Origin of the sequence: Legionella pneumophila subsp. fraseri, assembly GCF_000586315.1 — a bacterium.
GTDB lineage: Bacteria > Pseudomonadota > Gammaproteobacteria > Legionellales > Legionellaceae > Legionella > Legionella pneumophila_B.
In genome coordinates, this window is the sequence record NZ_KK074226.1 from 190,831 (window position 1) to 206,672 (window position 15,842).

Sequence of the window (15,842 nt, forward strand, 5' to 3'; positions counted from 1 at the left end):
ATTAGTACATGAGCATTTTTTAGAGTAATGATCTGGCAAGATGCGCCGAAGACAACCTACCCTGAACGCCCGTATTCGAGTGCAGGTTGCCAGATCATTGCGACTAAAAAAGCGGAGTGTACAGATTAGTACATGAGCATTTTTTAGAGTAATGATCTGGCAAGATGCGCCGAAGACGGGCGTTCAAGCAAGAGGCCAACGAGGTTTGACTACAACACCCCACCCCCCATCACTCTCCCCTCGCAGCATTCGCAAACATCCTGCGTAAGCGACCATTGCACCATTGTCTGTGCAATATTCCATGGCTGGGAAGTACACTTCCCCTTTAATGTCTTTAATCCATTTTTGCAAAGCGTTACGTAACGCTTTATTGGCCCCTACCCCACCTGCTACCACCAGGCGCTTTGATTGAGATTCTTTAATGGCCCTTTTGCATTTGATGATTAATGTTTCGACTACTGCTTGTTGAAATGCTTTTGCAATTTCTGAACGGTCGTTTTCTTTTTTTGCACTTTGATTCCAGGTATTTAAGGCATGAGTTTTTAGCCCGCTGAAACTAAAATCCAAACCTGGTCTGTCAGTCATGGGGCGGGGGAATTGGTAGGGTGTTGATAAGCATTGATCGGCTAAATTTGCCAACACGGCTCCACCAGGATAGGGAATCCCCATCAGTTTGGCTGTCTTGTCAAAAGCTTCTCCTACTGCGTCGTCGAGAGTGTCTCCTAATAATCGATACTCGCCAATGTTGTTTACTTCTATCAGTTGACAATGACCGCCGGAAACCAACAGAGCAATAAAGGGAAAATCCAGGGATGGAGTTTCCATTTTTGCGGCTAACAGATGGGCTTCCAAATGATGAATTGCCAATGCCGGAATATTTAAGGCATAGGCGAGACTTTTGGCAAAGCAGGAGCCAACTAACAAAGCGCCAATTAATCCAGGCCCCGCGGTATAGGCTATTCCATCCAATTCGTTTTTACAAATTTGCGCTTTAGTTAGTACCTCATCAACCAAAGGAATTAAATAATTCACATGATCTCTTGAAGCCAGTTCTGGAACAACACCGCCATGGACACGATGAGTAGCAATTTGTGAATGCAGGGCGTGGGATAATAATCCTGATTCTGAATCATAGACAGCAACACCTGTTTCATCACAGGAAGACTCTATACCCAATACAAGCATGAACTACCTCAATAGCCGAAATCAACTTTCCAGATCTTAATCATTTTTCAATTATATCACAGACAAAAGATACCATTAAATTAAAGAACAATGTCTTGGTAATTTGCTAAAATAGCAAGAAACGTATAGATTAATCTTGACGAGTGGAAAATCTAGCACTAGAATTGCCCACCTATTAAGATTAAATAACCAGAGGACTAGTTAATGCCTACCGTTCGTGTAAAAGAAGGCGAAAACCCAGAATATGCACTACGACGTTTCAAACGCTCTTGTGAAAAAGCCGGTATTTTAACCGAATTACGTCGCCGTGAGTTTTATGAAAAACCAACCGCAGAGCGTAAGCGCAAGCAAGCTGCTGCAGTAAAACGTCATCTTAAAAAAATATCTCGTGATGTTAGTTCAAAACGAGGTGTTGGTCACCGACGTAAAAAAAGCACTACCTGATCTAATTTTTTCAAGATTGACTGCACTAGAAAGCAAGTTTGCATGAGGCACTTAAACAGTGCCCTGATTTGGAAGCTCTGTTATTTTTAATTGTTTTTATTTGAAATTGGCCTTCGTGGCAGTTTCGGTAGCAAATCGCAGCTCGTCCTATATTACACCAAGGTCACATCGTATGTGACCTTTTGTTTTTTAAGGAATTAAAATGACTATAAAAGAACAAATCAATAATGACATTAAAGATGCTATGCGCGCAAAGGACAAAAACTTGCTCAATGCTTTACGCTTAATTAGTGCTGCTGTAAAACAAATTGAAGTCGATGAGCGCATTGAAGTAGATAATGAGCGCATGTTAGTCATCCTGGACAAAATGTCCAAACAACGCAAAGAATCTATTGCCCAATTTGAAAAAGCAAACCGGGACGATCTGGTTGCTCAGGAACAATTTGAGTTGGATGTCATTGCAAAATACCTGCCTGAACCTTTAACAGACGATGAAATTGATGCGTTAATCAGCGACGCGATTAAGTCTACTGGCGCTGAAAAAATGTCTGATATGGGTAAAGTGATGGCTATCCTTAAGCCAAAATTACAAGGACGAGCTGACATGGCTCAAGTCAGCGCCCGGATAAAGGCGCAATTAAGCTGAGATCCAATATGTCTGGCTTAATCCCACAGCCATTCATTGATGATCTATTACACCGAACTGATTTGGTGGAATTGATAGACGGCTACGTTCCTTTAAAAAAAAGAGGCAACAGTCATATTGCGTGTTGCCCTTTTCATAATGAGAAAACCCCATCATTCAACGTCGTTGCGAAAAAACAATTTTATCATTGTTTTGGTTGTGGTGCCTCAGGTAACGCCATCAGTTTTATCATGAATTATCTGAATCAAGGTTTTACCGATGCCGTGGAAACCCTCGCGACTCGCTTAGGCTTAAGTGTTCCACGGGATGGTACGGGAGAAAAACATAAATCATCTCTCAATCTCTATAATCTCATGTCAGAAGTCAGTCAGTATTACCAGAAAAAATTAAAGTATAATGGACAAACGGCAATTGACTATCTTCGCAGCAGAGGTCTTAGCGGGGAAATTGCCAAGCGATATCATTTAGGCTATGCGCCTGAGGGTTGGCATAACCTGGAAAAAGCTTTCCCTAACAATCAACGCGAACTATTGAACACTGGTATGCTCATTAAAAGCGATGACGGTAAAATTTATGACCGATATCGTAACCGGATTATGTTCCCTATCCACGACAGAAACGGGCGTGTAATAGGTTTTGGTGGCCGTGTACTCGATAAAGACCAAAAACCCAAATACCTTAACTCCCCCGAAACAATACTTTTTCAAAAAAGTCGTGAGTTATATGGCTTACATCAAATCCTGTCTCAACAGAAAACCCCGGATAGTATTATCGTTGTTGAAGGTTACATGGATGTTATTGCCTTGGCACAGCATGGCATTTTTAATGTGGTCGCAACCCTGGGAACTGCCACCAGCACATTCCATATACAACTACTGGCAAAACATACCAAACATCTTATTTTTTGCTTCGATGGTGATGCTGCGGGCAGACAAGCAGCCTGGCGGGCATTGGAGAGCAGTTTACCGCATTTGAATGCAGGGTTGGATGCTGGATTTATTTTCTTGCCTGCTGAGCATGACCCAGATAGCCTGGTAAGAAATGAAGGAAAAAAGGGTTTCCTGGAACTCTTGCGCCAAGCAACCCCACTTCACCGCTTTTTCTTTGATACTTTAAGTAAAGACATTAATTTGTTGAATCCCGCAGGAAAAACACAGCTGGTCAACGCCGTGAAACCCTATTTACAAAAAATGGTTGAAGGATCATACAAGCAGTTGCTTATTGATGATTTGGCACGTTTGACTCATATCGAAAGCCATCGCTTAAATAATTTGATTACTGAAAAATCGGAAAGCAAACCAGAAGTACAGGCCGCTATTTCTCGCTCGCCTCTGCGTATTGCTATCGCGCTCCTCTTACAAAACCCCGAAATTTATTCTGTAGCAATACAACAAATCAACCCCGAACTGCTCAATGAGCAGGAGCATCATATTTTATTGAAATTATTGCAACAATTAAAAGACAATCCCAATGCCAATACTGCTACACTCATTGAATTCTGGCGCAATAGCAGTTATTTTGAATTGATAGTTAAATTAACGGCCTGGGATCATCAAGTGCCTGAGCAGGAGCTGACTAAAGAATTTATTGATGTCTTATTATTTTTACAAAAGCAAAATCGTGAGATATTGATACGACAATACATAGAAAAATCCAGAAAAACTGGTTTAACAGAAGCTGAACGGCTCAGTTTACAAAATTTATTAAAGGAAAGACATGGGCAAGCTGAAATTGAAAAATAAAAATACTGAAATACTGGTATGTTGCAGCTACCCAGTTTATAATTTAAAACTTTTTGTAATTTCCCATTGTTCCAACAGAAGTGCCTATGACCATGAATGACCAAGATCAGCAAAGCTCACAAATTACGAAAGTCATTAGCCTGGGTAAAGAGCAAGGTTATTTGACTTACAGTCAAATTAATGACTTATTACCTAATATTGTGGATACGGAGCATTTTGATGTAATCATTAGCATGCTGGAAGGCATGAACATCAAAGTTTTTGAGCTTCCACCCAGTGAAGATGAACTTGCGCTCTTATTAAATACTGAAGAAGTACCAGATATTGAAGAAGCAGCGATGGTCCTCGCCTCTGTGGATAAAGAAACAGGTAGAACAACTGATCCGGTTCGTATGTATATGCGCGAAATGGGCACAGTAGAACTGCTGACTCGTGAAGGTGAAATCCGCATTGCCAAACGCATAGAAGAAGGAATATACCAGGTTCTAAAATCCCTGGCGCATTATCCGGAAACAGTGCAACTGGTTCTTGAAGATTATGATCGTTTCCTTGCCGAAGAAATTCGTCTTAATGAAATCATTAGTGGTTTTGCTGATGTTGATGAAGAAATAGCGCCGGCCACCAACATTGGTTCCATGCTTGATGAAGAGCAACAGGAAGATATTCTTCTTGATGTGGATGAGGAAGATGAAGACGGGGAAGGCGGCATCTCTGATGTAGATGACGGGCCCAATCCTGAGCAAGCAAAAGCTTACTTTGATGAATTGCGTGAAGCCTTTGACAAGGCAATGAAAGCCCTTAAAGAGCACGGCCGTACGAATAAAAAAACGGTGGAGTTGCTCGATTCCATGTCTGATTCTTTTCTGAAGCTCAAATTGACTTCCAGACAAGTGGATAAATTAACTCGTCATTTTCGCCAATTGCGTAATCATATCCGCGAATTTGAGAGAAGCATTATGCGTCTTTGTATCGAAAAAGCACGCATCCCCAGAAAGTTGTTTATAGATACCTTCCCTGGCCAGGAAACAGACCTGAGCTGGTTAGAAACCATTATCAGCAAACACGCCAAAAAACTTGATCTTGAGCGTATTGAAGAATACCGGGAAGAAATACTACGCTTACAATCCAAACTGGCTTCGTTTGAAATAGAATATGGTTTAACCATTAGTGAAATCAAAGACATTAATCGCAAAATGTCTATTGGCGAAGCCAAAGCAAGGCGTGCTAAAAAAGAAATGGTTGAAGCTAACCTGCGTCTTGTGATTTCTATCGCCAAAAAATACACCAACCGCGGTTTGCAGTTTCTTGATTTGATCCAGGAAGGCAACATTGGCTTGATGAAAGCAGTCGATAAATTCGAGTACCGACGTGGCTATAAGTTTTCTACCTATGCAACCTGGTGGATTAGACAGGCGATTACACGATCGATTGCCGATCAGGCTCGTACTATCCGTATTCCAGTTCATATGATTGAAACCATCAATAAACTCAATCGTATTTCTCGCCAAATTTTGCAAGAAACTGGCCGGGAAGCGACACCGGAAGAATTGGCCGAAAAAATGGAGTTGAGTGAAGATAAAATTCGCAAGGTTCTGAAGATAGCCAAAGAACCTATTTCAATGGAAACTCCTGTCGGTGATGATGACGATTCTCATCTGGGTGATTTTATTGAAGACAACAACATTGAATCCCCCATCGATATGGCTACAGCGGAAGGTTTAAGAGAAGCCACTTTAGAAATACTGGAAACCCTGACCCCACGAGAGGCCAAGGTTCTGCGTATGCGTTTTGGTATCGAAATGAATACAGACCATACACTGGAAGAAGTCGGTAAACAATTTGACGTAACCCGCGAACGCATTCGCCAAATCGAAGCAAAAGCACTACGCAAATTACGTCATCCTTCACGTTCAGAAAAGCTAAGAAGCTTCCTTGAAGGAGATGAAGGTTAATTTAATGACTGTTTTTATAAACAGTCATTAAAAAAATATAAAAAACAGTAGAAGATTAAATAAATTAAGTTTAAAATGACCCCCTCTCCGGGCCCATAGCTCAGTTGGTCAGAGCAGCGGACTCATAATCCGTTGGTCCTAGGTTCAAGTCCTAGTGGGCCCACCAATAAAATCAAGTAGTTACGTTAGTTTTCAGAAAATCGCAAAAAGTCATGTAGACGCAATGTAGACAATTAACAGGCTCTTTACCAATTACGGGGGCACTCCCCAATTAACAACACAACACCCTAACACTTGTTCTATAATTATCAGATAAAATTGATGCCTTGGATAATGCAATTAATTAATCATACAAATAGTATGGTGGATAATTGTGGCCCCTCTAGCTAGAGGTTTGAGTTTGATATTTTTCTTGGGGAGGAATCACCTTGCGAGCTTGTCGGATTGACATAAAAAATTTTAGAGGAATAAGTAAGGCAACTATTTTGTTTCCAAAACATGGTGTCTTAATTGGTGATAACAACACCGGTAAGACGACAACTCTAGAAGCCCTTGATCTCGTACTCGGACCTGATCGCCTTAACAAATACCCCCCTATTGATGAACATGATTTCTTCAGGGGAAAATATAGAACCGAACCTACCGATGTGACTGATAAAACTGTAAACAGCGACAAATCTTCCAACACTCAAGAGGAAATTAAGGATAAATCAACTGAAATACCTCATATTGAAATTGAAGTCACCATTACAGATTTGACTGAGGAACAGCAAGCGAAGTTTGGTGATTACATCGAGTTTTGGGATTCAACAACAAATACATTATACGTCAAACCTGATCCAGCCGGAATTGATCAGGTTCATATTTCAGAAGCACTCCGAGTTACTTTTCATGGCCAGTATAATGAAGAGGAAGATGACTTCGAAGGGAAAACTTTTTTTACCCGTAGCCTTACTGAAAATGATACACCCCAACCCTTCACCAAGAAAGATAAACAAGTATGCGGTTTTCTATATCTCCGTTCTATTCGCACAGGTTCTCGCGCCCTGAGTCTAGAAAGGGGAAGTCTACTTGATATTATCCTGCGTCTGAAGGAAATCAGACCACAAATGTGGGAAGATACTCTACAAGTTTTGTCGCAAACTGAAGTCGCAAGCAATCCAGATCTAGGCATCTCACCTGTACTTGAAAGTATCAATAAGTCACTTAAAAAATATGTACCCAGCGAATGGGGAATTGAACCTCATCTACGAGTATCCAGTCTTACTCGGGAACATCTTAGAAAAATTATCACGGCATTCATAACAACTGATGATGGGAATCATTCCGCACCGTTTTACCGACAAGGTAGTGGCACTATTAATATGCTGATGCTGGCTATGCTTTCTCAAATTGCAGAGAGAAAACAGAATGTTATATTTGCTATGGAAGAGCCTGAAACTGCCATACCTCCGTATGCACAAAAGCGGATCGTGCATGAAGTACGAAAGCTAGCATCACAAACTCTTTTTACGTCACACTCCCCATATGTATTAGAAGAATTCGACATTGAGGAGACAATTATATTAGGACGAAATTCTGACGGCTTACTTATCCAGAAAAAAATCTCCTTACCAAGTAATGTAAAACTCAAACGCTATCGGCAGGAGTTTCGTACTCGTTTCTGTGAGGGTTTACTTGCTCGCCGCGTTCTTATTGCGGAAGGCCCGACAGAAGCATCAGCGTTCCCTGCGGTGTGCAGGCGTCTAGCAGAACTAAATCCCGATACATACGCCTCACTCGAAGAACTCGGAATCTGTACGTTAGATGCTGATGGTGAAAGTAATATCTCAGGAATGGCTCAGCTCTACCGTGATCTGGGAAAAAAGACGTTTGCTCTATGTGACAAACAAAGTGACGAAAGCAAAACTCTCATTGAAAGCCAAGTTGAGGTTATATTAATGCACCAAGAAAAAGGATTTGAAAACCTAATCTTGAACAATACCACAGAGACAGCTTTGCAAAGATTTGCCAGATTAATAGATTGGCCGCAACATTTGCTTCAAAAATATCCTAATCCAGAACAACAGGCCTCTACTGCGGTACCTGAATATCTCCGCAAGCATAAGGGAGAAGGAGTATGCGCTGACTTTCTAGCTCAGTGTTATGAAACAGAAATCCCCAAATGGCTTCGGGATGCCTGTATCCAATTAAAAGCTACTTGTACATCCAGTCTAATAGCAGAGGAGGCTCAAGCTAGTTCAAGAGTCGATGAGAATGCAACTGACTGAGAAACAACTTCAAGTAATGGAACTTAATGGGCACCTGCTTGTTACAGGAGGCCCCGGCTCTGGTAAAACGACAATCTCGATTCTTAAGGCCTCTCAAATAGCAAAAAATCACCTTCGACCGAATCAGCAGATTCTTTTTCTTAGCTTTGCACGGGCAAGTGTGTCGCGAGTTACGGAAGCCATTGAGTACGAACAGAAAATCCCTTCAACCCAAAAAAAACGTATCAATGTCGAAACCTATCATTCTTTCTTTTGGCGCATCATCAAGACGCATGGATATCTTATCGGACTTCCACGCCAGTTGGAAATTCTTCTTCCTTCAAACGAGTCGATTGCTCTCTCGGAGATCAGAGCAAAATTCCCCAAGAGACCACATACAGATGAGCAGAACACAGCAAAAAAATCAACTGAACAAACAGAACGTATCCGCTTAGCAATTAAAGAAGGAAAAGTATGCTTTGATCTATTTGCGACCTATGCCAGTGATATACTATATGGAAGCAGTCGCGTTCGTCACCTAATAGCTACCATGTATCCTGTTATCATTTTTGATGAATTTCAAGATACTAATGATCAACAATGGCGTGTGGTACAAGCATTAGGAGAATTCTGTCAACTGATTGCACTCGCTGATCCAGAGCAGCGGATATACGATTGGATTGGAGCAAATCCAGCTAGGCTTGAGCATTTTCGTAAAACGTTTAATCCGGTAGAAGTGGACTTAAGTGCTGATAATCATAGAAGTCCAAATGTAGAAATTGCATTGTTCGGAAATGACCTGTTAAATAGCAACTTTCGACAAAATCCCTACAAGGGCGTATCTATTAATTATTTCGATTCATTTCCTGCACCAGCAATGACTAAACTTGTAACTGAAGTTTATGCCGCCCGCCAACGATTGATAGAACAGAAAGTAGATAATTGGTCATTAGCTATACTTGTACCAACCAAGAAATTAACACGCCTCGTGTCAGATTTTTTGCACCAACCTCCAGCAAGAATGAAAGCAGTGGCCCATGTTGCTGTCATTGAGATGGATGCAGCAATTCTTGCAGTGGAGATCGTTGGGCTTCTGCTTCAACCCTCTGGAAGAAAAAACCATTTCGAACAGTTCATTACATTGATTTGCAACTACTTTCAAGGCAAAAATGGAGATTCTCCAACACAGATAGCGTTGAAGGAAGCTGCAAATATTCGGAAGTCTTACGAAGAGTTATTAGTTAGCCAAAATAATGGTAATGCACTTCGTAAAAACAGCATTTTAGTAAACATGTTGACGGTGTACAATCAGATTTGTGCTCTTGAATTGACGGGTATACCTGAAGAAGACTGGCGGAGTATAGGACGTACTATGGAAAATGGTGCATGTAAACGCCTAAAAGAAATTGCAGACGAAGTTAAGAATATTCGGTTACTGGAACGCGGTACTCAACTTCGCCAACAATTATCCCAAGATTGGCGAGACAGCCAATATGGCAATGCATTATCTATCATTCGACAAGCATTTGTCCAAGAACATCTCTCTATGACTGCGAAACCAGAAACCGGAGTTGTTGTGATGAACATGCATAAAGCAAAAGGTAAGCAGTTCGATGAGGTAATCATTTTTGAAGGTTGGCCTCAGCGAGTAAGAAGAGAAATAGTAGCTAATCCAGATCGTATTGTACGTTTCAATTCCAAGGAGGAAATAAACGACCAAGCACGTCAAAATCTCAGGGTCAGTGTGACTAGAGGAAGGCAAAAAGTTACAATTTTAACCCCAAGTGACGATCCTTGTATCCTCTTGCCTAAATTATAAAAAAATAGCAAATTATATTTTACCTTGTAGTTCAATCCTAGCTGCGATTATCGATTTTAAATTCATCTCTGCATCATTAAGAATATGTGTCGCACATTGATTACAGTATTTCTTTTCAAGCGAAAATGGAAACTTAATGGTTGAAGATTTAATCAGCAAATAGATATCACCTTTTTTCATCACATGTTTTTTATTAAAAGCGCACTTTATCGCTCTCTTAGCAATACAAATCTCTGAGCTTTTTAATAATGCCGGATATTTAGCCATTCTCCTTCCTTAGAATCTAGATTTATATCTATAATTGTAGGCCATGGTCGTCTACTATTTGTACATATTGATATTTTAATTATTCTGTGCCACTGCAATTTCCCAGCAATGACGCAGAAATTCCTAAACGCTATAACCCAATAATACCAAGCGGGGAAATACCATCTGTCCTAACGCGCTCATTAGGATCGGACAAAATAATGTCCTAAGAACTCTTGCCTCCAGATCTCCACGTTGCTAATTTGAATACAAAATCAATGAGCTCTGACTCGATTGATAACGTATATAATTTATGAACGTAAATTCACTTCAGCATGTTGTCCAATATCTCAGGGACAAAGGGGACATTTGGGGTAGGCGCATCACTACTAGGTTTTAGCCGTCCCGCCCTTTGCAATAAAAGTGGGGCGTGTGGGACTTATTGGATCCTATATCAACCAATAAAAATGCATTTCACCATAATAATTCCTTTAAATTGGGTATAGGATTAAAGCTAAATGAAGGCATGGTGGTCGGCTTTTTCTTATGGCAAGCCTCTTCGGTTGCTGAACGTTGACATCCTTTGTGAATACCCTGACTTTTGATCATTCAAGTATTTTAATACGTATAACCGGAACGTATTGTAAGTTGCGGTGAATCTTCCCTCATCCCTAAGCGTTTCCCATATGATAGTAATCGACCACCCTTTTTCCAAGGCTTCTGAAATGTCTTCGCGCATAGCCAGGAATGCCACTTTATTTTTTCTGGCGTTCGTTCTTTGTTGGCTCTGTGTAGAAGTCATTATGTTTTCTGTTAAGGATTTTTTCATGGTTTACTCTCTATATTACTGGTTAATCAATCCGTTGAGTTTTATTGTTCGTTTATAACCGCCCTCCTCTCTACCTACGTCCCGCTGCTTGTCAGCGGGATCCATGCGATCTAATAAAGGACTCTGGACCCCGCTGACAAGCAGCGGGGCGTAGGGGTGAATAGTTACGTTTATTTCTATTTATTTTCGACCTTTTCGGTCACTGGCAAAGCCCTTTTTGGTAATTTTCGGTAATTTATTATTTATTTCCGTTTATTCATGATTATTTTTGTTATTAATCGTTACGTAACGAACAATTACGAATAATTACAAAATTGCAGTTCCAAAATAAATTTCAAAATACAGGGCAAGATAGGTGAAGTTAGCTAACCAGCGAGCTGGTTGCCAAACTTCACGAGTCTTATTCGCACCTTCGGTGCTCAACGTAGAAACCATTTGCATAGTCAAATTTTATTCACCTCCCCAAATTTTTCCGGTAAACACATACAACCTTGGTGTGCCAACTCCTTTGATTCTTGGCTTGTGTGAGGCTTTGCCATCAGATGCAGGTTTCAGCCATCCGGCTTGTAATAAAACCCGTGTCACAGCGCGTTGTTCAAAGCCTTTGCACAGTTCATTTTTGTACGTCTCGGTTAATACCATGTAGACTCGAAACCCTTCGTTATCTGTATGATAAAATCCTGCTCGGTTGAGAATCTTGTCATTGTTGGGTGAGTTGGCGTTATCAAATCGGCTGGCACCATGAGATTCAAAGAAGGCGCGTACTTGCGCCATAATGGCACGATCCTCTCGTTGACCATCAACCCCAAAAGTATCCTGCCATGCAATGAAACAAGCCTTTGCAGCTTGGAACGATTCACCTTTTTGCCACCCAGTCAGTCCAAATTGACTGGCTAGTTCTCCGGCAGCAGCAACCAGTGCAAAGCGTCTGGCAACACGAATAATCTGCCCTGTTGCATCGGGTTGAATGACTGAGTCAATAAAGGTTTGGATGGTATCGGTAATGTATCGGCTGATTGTCTGCCTGTTGGCAACAACTTGATTCAGCCACGCCAAACCAATTGCACCGTGATATCGGCTGCTGTATTTCTTAAGCGATAATGCCATGCTGGCGGGGCTTAGTTGATCGTGAATCATTTCAAAGATCCCTATCTGACTGCCTGCATCTGCTTCAATGTCTGCAAGCCTGATTTCCTGACCTGCGTTAATGCGCTGTCCTGATTTTGCCATGAGTGCTGTCAAAGACTCTTCACCAGCAGATAAGAAAAATAGCGACCATCGAGAGGATTGCCTGACTGTGCCAGTACGAGAGGCACGTGTTTTTCCTTGGCCATTAGCCAATAAATAAGCCGCCTCCCCTGCTTCTCGTGGATCCATTTGACTGAGTTCATCAAGAATCAGCAAGCCGTCATTGTGTAATGCGGCTAAGCCTTCAAGCCCATTGGTGGTGCTACGCCATAAACGGCAATAAGATTGTGGGTTGCCCCAAACAGAGGCAGCTAAACTCAATGCAGTGCTTTTGCCTGATGAGGATGCGCCTCTGAAATGAAATCCGCCTGAATCTTCACCAACAATTTTTGCCAGAACTGGCGCAAGTGCTACCGAGATGGCAAATACCAGTCTTGAGTTTCCGGAAGCCAGACGACCTATTGAGTCTCGCCATTCTTCAACACTACCCTTCACTGATACAGCAGGCTCAATGGCATTGGTATTTTGAAATACAATTTTTTCTGTTGAGTTCCCAATGCATTGAGAAGCTGTTACAAAGACATCCCCATACCAACCCAGTTTATCAACGCATCGTGCGCGAGCGTCTACTGGAAAGACTTGTAAATAGGAGGCTAACAAATCACGAGCCGTTCTATTAGGAGAAATACTCAATCCCAATCTTGCCAGCTCTCGCCTCACATCAGAGGCATCACCTTGCAATAAAGCCAATGGCATCGCCCACTGGTGAGTTACCCCATCATCATCCTGCCATTCCAGCAAACGACCCCATTCACCGCTCTGAGCATCTCGGGTCTTTGCCACGACATACAATGGTGGACATATCCACCGTGGTGGTAAAGGAGTGCCATCCTTATCAATACCGATAAAAGTTAACCCCTCAGCAGTTAATCGAAAACGACCACCAGCATAGTCACATACAATTGGACGCTGCTTTAGTGTATTGTCTAATTCAATAACATGATTTTGTGACATAGATTATTCTCCAAACAACAGTCAAACCATCGGAATGAATCCAATTCATTCTGACGAATTTTAAATTTATGCGTTCTCAACGAGCTGTAACTGACCTTCGTCACTGGTTGAGTAATAAATTTTTTGTTGTTGGAGAAAATTCACCACATCGCTTTTTCGGTACAACACCTTGCGACCAATTTTTAAATAAGGAACACCACCACCCGCCCAACGGTTACGTTCAAGTAACTGAGTGGAGCAGCTTAATACCGCAGCAATGGTTTGTTGATTAAAAAGCGCAGAATGTGGCGCAGATTCAAATTCGTTTAATAGATGTAAACGTGTTGGTTTTTGTAAAGACATAGGGACTCCGCATGTGACTATTCATTCAGCATAATGCCGACCTGCACCGTCCCTGGAGATGAATTCAAATGCCTATCCGACTAAATTTGGACAAGTAATTGATATTCACTAGCCTTTTGGCTATGAAAGCTTCAACTTCAAGCTCGGAAAAAGTATTGCGTATTCCTTCAAATCTTGTCAAGCAAAAAAGATCGAATTCAAATAAACGGTATCGAATGATATTGGAAATAAATACTAAACATGCCATGTCATTAATTCGCGAATTGCGAATTAATCATAGCCTTCAATATGTAAGAATTACTCATGTCCCATGCGTCCCAGTGTTGCAATAGAAGGCTGGGACGAATCTAGCCCAGTAATGATGAGGACATCCCACTTGTCCCCTTAGTCCCAAAGATTTTTATCTCATCAGTAAAATTTCTTGTTGCAACACAATAAACTATGATTTCCCCTACTTAATAACCTAGGATTTCCACATGGATTAAATTATTTGCCTTGAAATTATTTTACACGAAAATATTTAAAAACAATTGGTTAATATAATTTGTTCATTTTTCAATGTTGTTCATTTTTAATGAACATACTATAATTATGAACAAAGGGCACAATGGTAAACAGCTATGAATACTGAACAATTGATATCTAATATTAAAGATAAGCTAGGATTTCAATGCAAGTATGACAAAAAAATCAATCAACTTTATATCTATATAAAACCTCATACTGAGCTTAGTTTTAATCCTGAAATGATTGGTAATATAGATCAAACAAACGTGGGTGCAATAATTCAGCATATGCATCATTTAGATAAAAAAAGCATACTAATTACTAAGTACATAAATAAAAATCTTGCTGAAAAATTGCAAAATGCGAATATTGAATATATAGATTTTTCAGGAAATATGTTTATAAATACTGACCCAGTCTATATCTCTATTAAAGGTGAAACACCCCAAAAATCAAACCAATTAGATACAAACTCTTTCACACTTAGCGTTGCCAGCATAAAAATTATTTTTACATTATTAACAATGAAAAGTGCCTTAAACCATAACTACCGTGACATTGCAAAAATGAGTGATGTAGCACTTGGGAGTGTAAGTAAAACTTTTTCAATATTAGAAAAATACGGGTATATAACTGAAAAAACTCATGGAGAAAAAGTCTTACTTAATAAAGAAAATTTACTAAGCAAATGGTGTATTGGTTACAACGAAAAATTACGCCCCAAATTAATGATTGAAAAATTTAACAGCGATAGTCTTGAAAAATTAAAAGAAACAAATCCAATAGACTTTAATTTTCTTTGGGGAGGAGAAATAGCCGCTGCTAAATTAACCCAATATCTAAAACCAAAAATAATTACACTGTATGCAGAAAATGAATTGCCTTTACTACAGTATAAATACCGATTAAAGAAAAATATTAATGGGAATATTGAGCTGATAAAAAAATTTTGGAATTTTGATACAAAGTTATACAACCATAATGTTGTACCCTTTATTTTGATTTATGCCGATTTATTAAGCTCATCAGATGAACGCAACCAAGAAACCGCAGAAATTATTTATGACAAATTCATTAAAGAACAAATGGAATAGCTTTTCAGAAGAAAATATTGATTTATTTAAATTGATAAATAAAATTTCCCTTATCAATAATTGTACTTATTTTCTAATTGGAGCTAAAGCTCGAGATATTCTTTTAGAATATTTTGGTAAAAACGAAGCTCAAAGAGCAACATTAGATACTGATATAGCTATCTGCTGCAAAAGCTGGGAAGAGTTCTATAAAATTAAAAATACCCTAATCGAAAAGAGCGATTTTGTTGTCTATCAAAAGAGTGAACACCGACTTCAATCAAATAAATATGGTTATCTAGACATAGTTCCTTTCGGCGATATAAAAGATGAGAACTCTACTCTAAAATGGCCACCAGAATATGACATCGAATTTAGCCTAACAGGATTTGATGATGCATATCAAAGATCTATGGATATCAGTATTAGCGATCTTACTATAAAAGTAGCCTCGCCCTTAGGTTTGGCACTTTTAAAGCTATTTTCCTGGCTTTCCAGAAAGGCAAATAAAGATGCAAGTGATTTGGCTTATATTATTTCCAACTACTTCGATTTTGATGATCAATGTGTATTCCGGAGCGAAATGATCACCAATTCCGGCGGCAT

The 15,842-nt window shown here is 40.1% G+C and carries 14 protein-coding genes and 1 tRNA gene; 9 read left to right on the forward strand and 6 right to left on the reverse strand.

Going from position 1 to position 15,842, the window contains the following annotated elements:
* Positions 1-183: 183 nt before the first annotated feature.
* Positions 184-1,185, reverse strand: coding sequence for a tRNA (adenosine(37)-N6)-threonylcarbamoyltransferase complex transferase subunit TsaD (gene tsaD, locus CC34_RS0113445; RefSeq protein WP_028377810.1), 1,002 nt, complete (start codon positions 1,183-1,185; stop codon positions 184-186).
* A gap of 204 nt (positions 1,186-1,389) precedes the next feature.
* Here tsaD and rpsU point away from each other — a divergent pair, with 204 nt between their 5' ends.
* The 7 genes from rpsU to CC34_RS0113485 all read left to right on the forward strand — a co-directional run bounded on the left by rpsU (position 1,390) and on the right by CC34_RS0113485 (position 10,037).
* Positions 1,390-1,629: a 30S ribosomal protein S21 gene (rpsU, locus tag CC34_RS0113450; protein WP_027222453.1), complete on the forward strand. Its 240-nt coding sequence runs from the start codon at positions 1,390-1,392 to the stop codon at positions 1,627-1,629.
* A 202-nt stretch (positions 1,630-1,831) separates the two neighbouring features.
* A complete protein-coding gene (locus CC34_RS0113455) occupies positions 1,832-2,275 on the forward strand; it encodes a GatB/YqeY domain-containing protein (RefSeq protein ID WP_027227386.1) in 444 nt (147 codons plus the stop codon).
* An 8-nt stretch (positions 2,276-2,283) separates the two neighbouring features.
* Complete coding sequence (gene dnaG, locus CC34_RS0113460) at positions 2,284-4,017, forward strand: DNA primase (protein WP_027227387.1); 1,734 nt, start codon at positions 2,284-2,286, stop codon at positions 4,015-4,017.
* A gap of 86 nt (positions 4,018-4,103) precedes the next feature.
* On the forward strand, positions 4,104-5,969 hold the full coding sequence (rpoD, locus tag CC34_RS0113470; RefSeq protein WP_027227388.1) for an RNA polymerase sigma factor RpoD: 1,866 nt from the start codon (positions 4,104-4,106) through the stop codon (positions 5,967-5,969).
* An 89-nt stretch (positions 5,970-6,058) separates the two neighbouring features.
* A tRNA-Ile gene (locus CC34_RS0113475) sits at positions 6,059-6,135 on the forward strand.
* A 262-nt stretch (positions 6,136-6,397) separates the two neighbouring features.
* Positions 6,398-8,239: an ATP-dependent nuclease gene (locus tag CC34_RS0113480; protein ID WP_027227389.1), complete on the forward strand. Its 1,842-nt coding sequence runs from the start codon at positions 6,398-6,400 to the stop codon at positions 8,237-8,239.
* Positions 8,226-10,037, forward strand: a complete 1,812-nt coding sequence (locus CC34_RS0113485; protein WP_027227390.1) for an ATP-dependent helicase — start codon at positions 8,226-8,228, stop codon at positions 10,035-10,037. Before CC34_RS0113480 ends, CC34_RS0113485 begins: the two co-directional genes overlap by 14 nt.
* A gap of 12 nt (positions 10,038-10,049) precedes the next feature.
* Here CC34_RS0113485 and CC34_RS0113490 read toward each other — a convergent pair whose 3' ends face one another.
* The 5 genes from CC34_RS0113490 to CC34_RS0113510 all read right to left on the reverse strand — a co-directional run bounded on the left by CC34_RS0113490 (position 10,050) and on the right by CC34_RS0113510 (position 13,656).
* Entirely contained in the window at positions 10,050-10,304 is a 255-nt protein-coding gene (locus tag CC34_RS0113490) for a hypothetical protein (protein ID WP_027227391.1), read from the reverse strand.
* A gap of 523 nt (positions 10,305-10,827) precedes the next feature.
* Positions 10,828-11,112: a TraK family protein gene (locus tag CC34_RS01000000116600; RefSeq protein WP_229309809.1), complete on the reverse strand. Its 285-nt coding sequence runs from the start codon at positions 11,110-11,112 to the stop codon at positions 10,828-10,830.
* A 306-nt stretch (positions 11,113-11,418) separates the two neighbouring features.
* Positions 11,419-11,559, reverse strand: coding sequence for a hypothetical protein (locus CC34_RS1000000117590; protein WP_165481877.1), 141 nt, complete (start codon positions 11,557-11,559; stop codon positions 11,419-11,421).
* Positions 11,560-11,562: 3 nt separating this feature from the next.
* Positions 11,563-13,314 (reverse strand): DUF927 domain-containing protein, encoded by a 1,752-nt coding sequence (locus CC34_RS0113505; RefSeq protein WP_027227392.1) that lies wholly within the window; start codon positions 13,312-13,314, stop codon positions 11,563-11,565.
* Positions 13,315-13,380: 66 nt separating this feature from the next.
* The gene (locus CC34_RS0113510; RefSeq protein ID WP_027227393.1) at positions 13,381-13,656 is read right to left on the reverse strand and encodes a MerR family transcriptional regulator; all 276 of its coding nucleotides are present in this window, start codon (positions 13,654-13,656) and stop codon (positions 13,381-13,383) included.
* Positions 13,657-14,276: 620 nt separating this feature from the next.
* Between CC34_RS0113510 and CC34_RS0113515 the strand changes: the two genes are divergently transcribed.
* Positions 14,277-15,257, forward strand: a complete 981-nt coding sequence (locus tag CC34_RS0113515; RefSeq protein ID WP_027227394.1) for a type IV toxin-antitoxin system AbiEi family antitoxin — start codon at positions 14,277-14,279, stop codon at positions 15,255-15,257.
* Positions 15,226-15,842 (forward strand): nucleotidyl transferase AbiEii/AbiGii toxin family protein (locus CC34_RS01000000116605; protein WP_050598234.1); only part of this gene is annotated, 617 nt, incomplete at its 3' end. The genes CC34_RS0113515 and CC34_RS01000000116605, both read left to right, overlap by 32 nt.

Bases quoted from the DNA above. Each gene is read 5' to 3' on its own strand.
- tsaD (WP_028377810.1), bottom strand. From the start codon at position 1,185: ATGCTTGTATTGGGTATAGAGTCTTCCTGTGATGAAACAGGTGTTGCT.
- CC34_RS01000000116600 (WP_229309809.1), bottom strand. From the start codon at position 11,112: ATGAAAAAATCCTTAACAGAAAACATAATGACTTCTACACAGAGCCAA.
- CC34_RS0113515 (WP_027227394.1), top strand. From the start codon at position 14,277: ATGAATACTGAACAATTGATATCTAATATTAAAGATAAGCTAGGATTT.
- CC34_RS0113510 (WP_027227393.1), bottom strand. From the start codon at position 13,656: ATGTCTTTACAAAAACCAACACGTTTACATCTATTAAACGAATTTGAA.
- CC34_RS0113455 (WP_027227386.1), top strand. From the start codon at position 1,832: ATGACTATAAAAGAACAAATCAATAATGACATTAAAGATGCTATGCGC.
- rpsU (WP_027222453.1), top strand. From the start codon at position 1,390: ATGCCTACCGTTCGTGTAAAAGAAGGCGAAAACCCAGAATATGCACTA.
- dnaG (WP_027227387.1), top strand. From the start codon at position 2,284: ATGTCTGGCTTAATCCCACAGCCATTCATTGATGATCTATTACACCGA.
- rpoD (WP_027227388.1), top strand. From the start codon at position 4,104: ATGACCATGAATGACCAAGATCAGCAAAGCTCACAAATTACGAAAGTC.
- CC34_RS0113485 (WP_027227390.1), top strand. From the start codon at position 8,226: ATGCAACTGACTGAGAAACAACTTCAAGTAATGGAACTTAATGGGCAC.
- CC34_RS0113490 (WP_027227391.1), bottom strand. From the start codon at position 10,304: ATGGCTAAATATCCGGCATTATTAAAAAGCTCAGAGATTTGTATTGCT.
- CC34_RS0113505 (WP_027227392.1), bottom strand. From the start codon at position 13,314: ATGTCACAAAATCATGTTATTGAATTAGACAATACACTAAAGCAGCGT.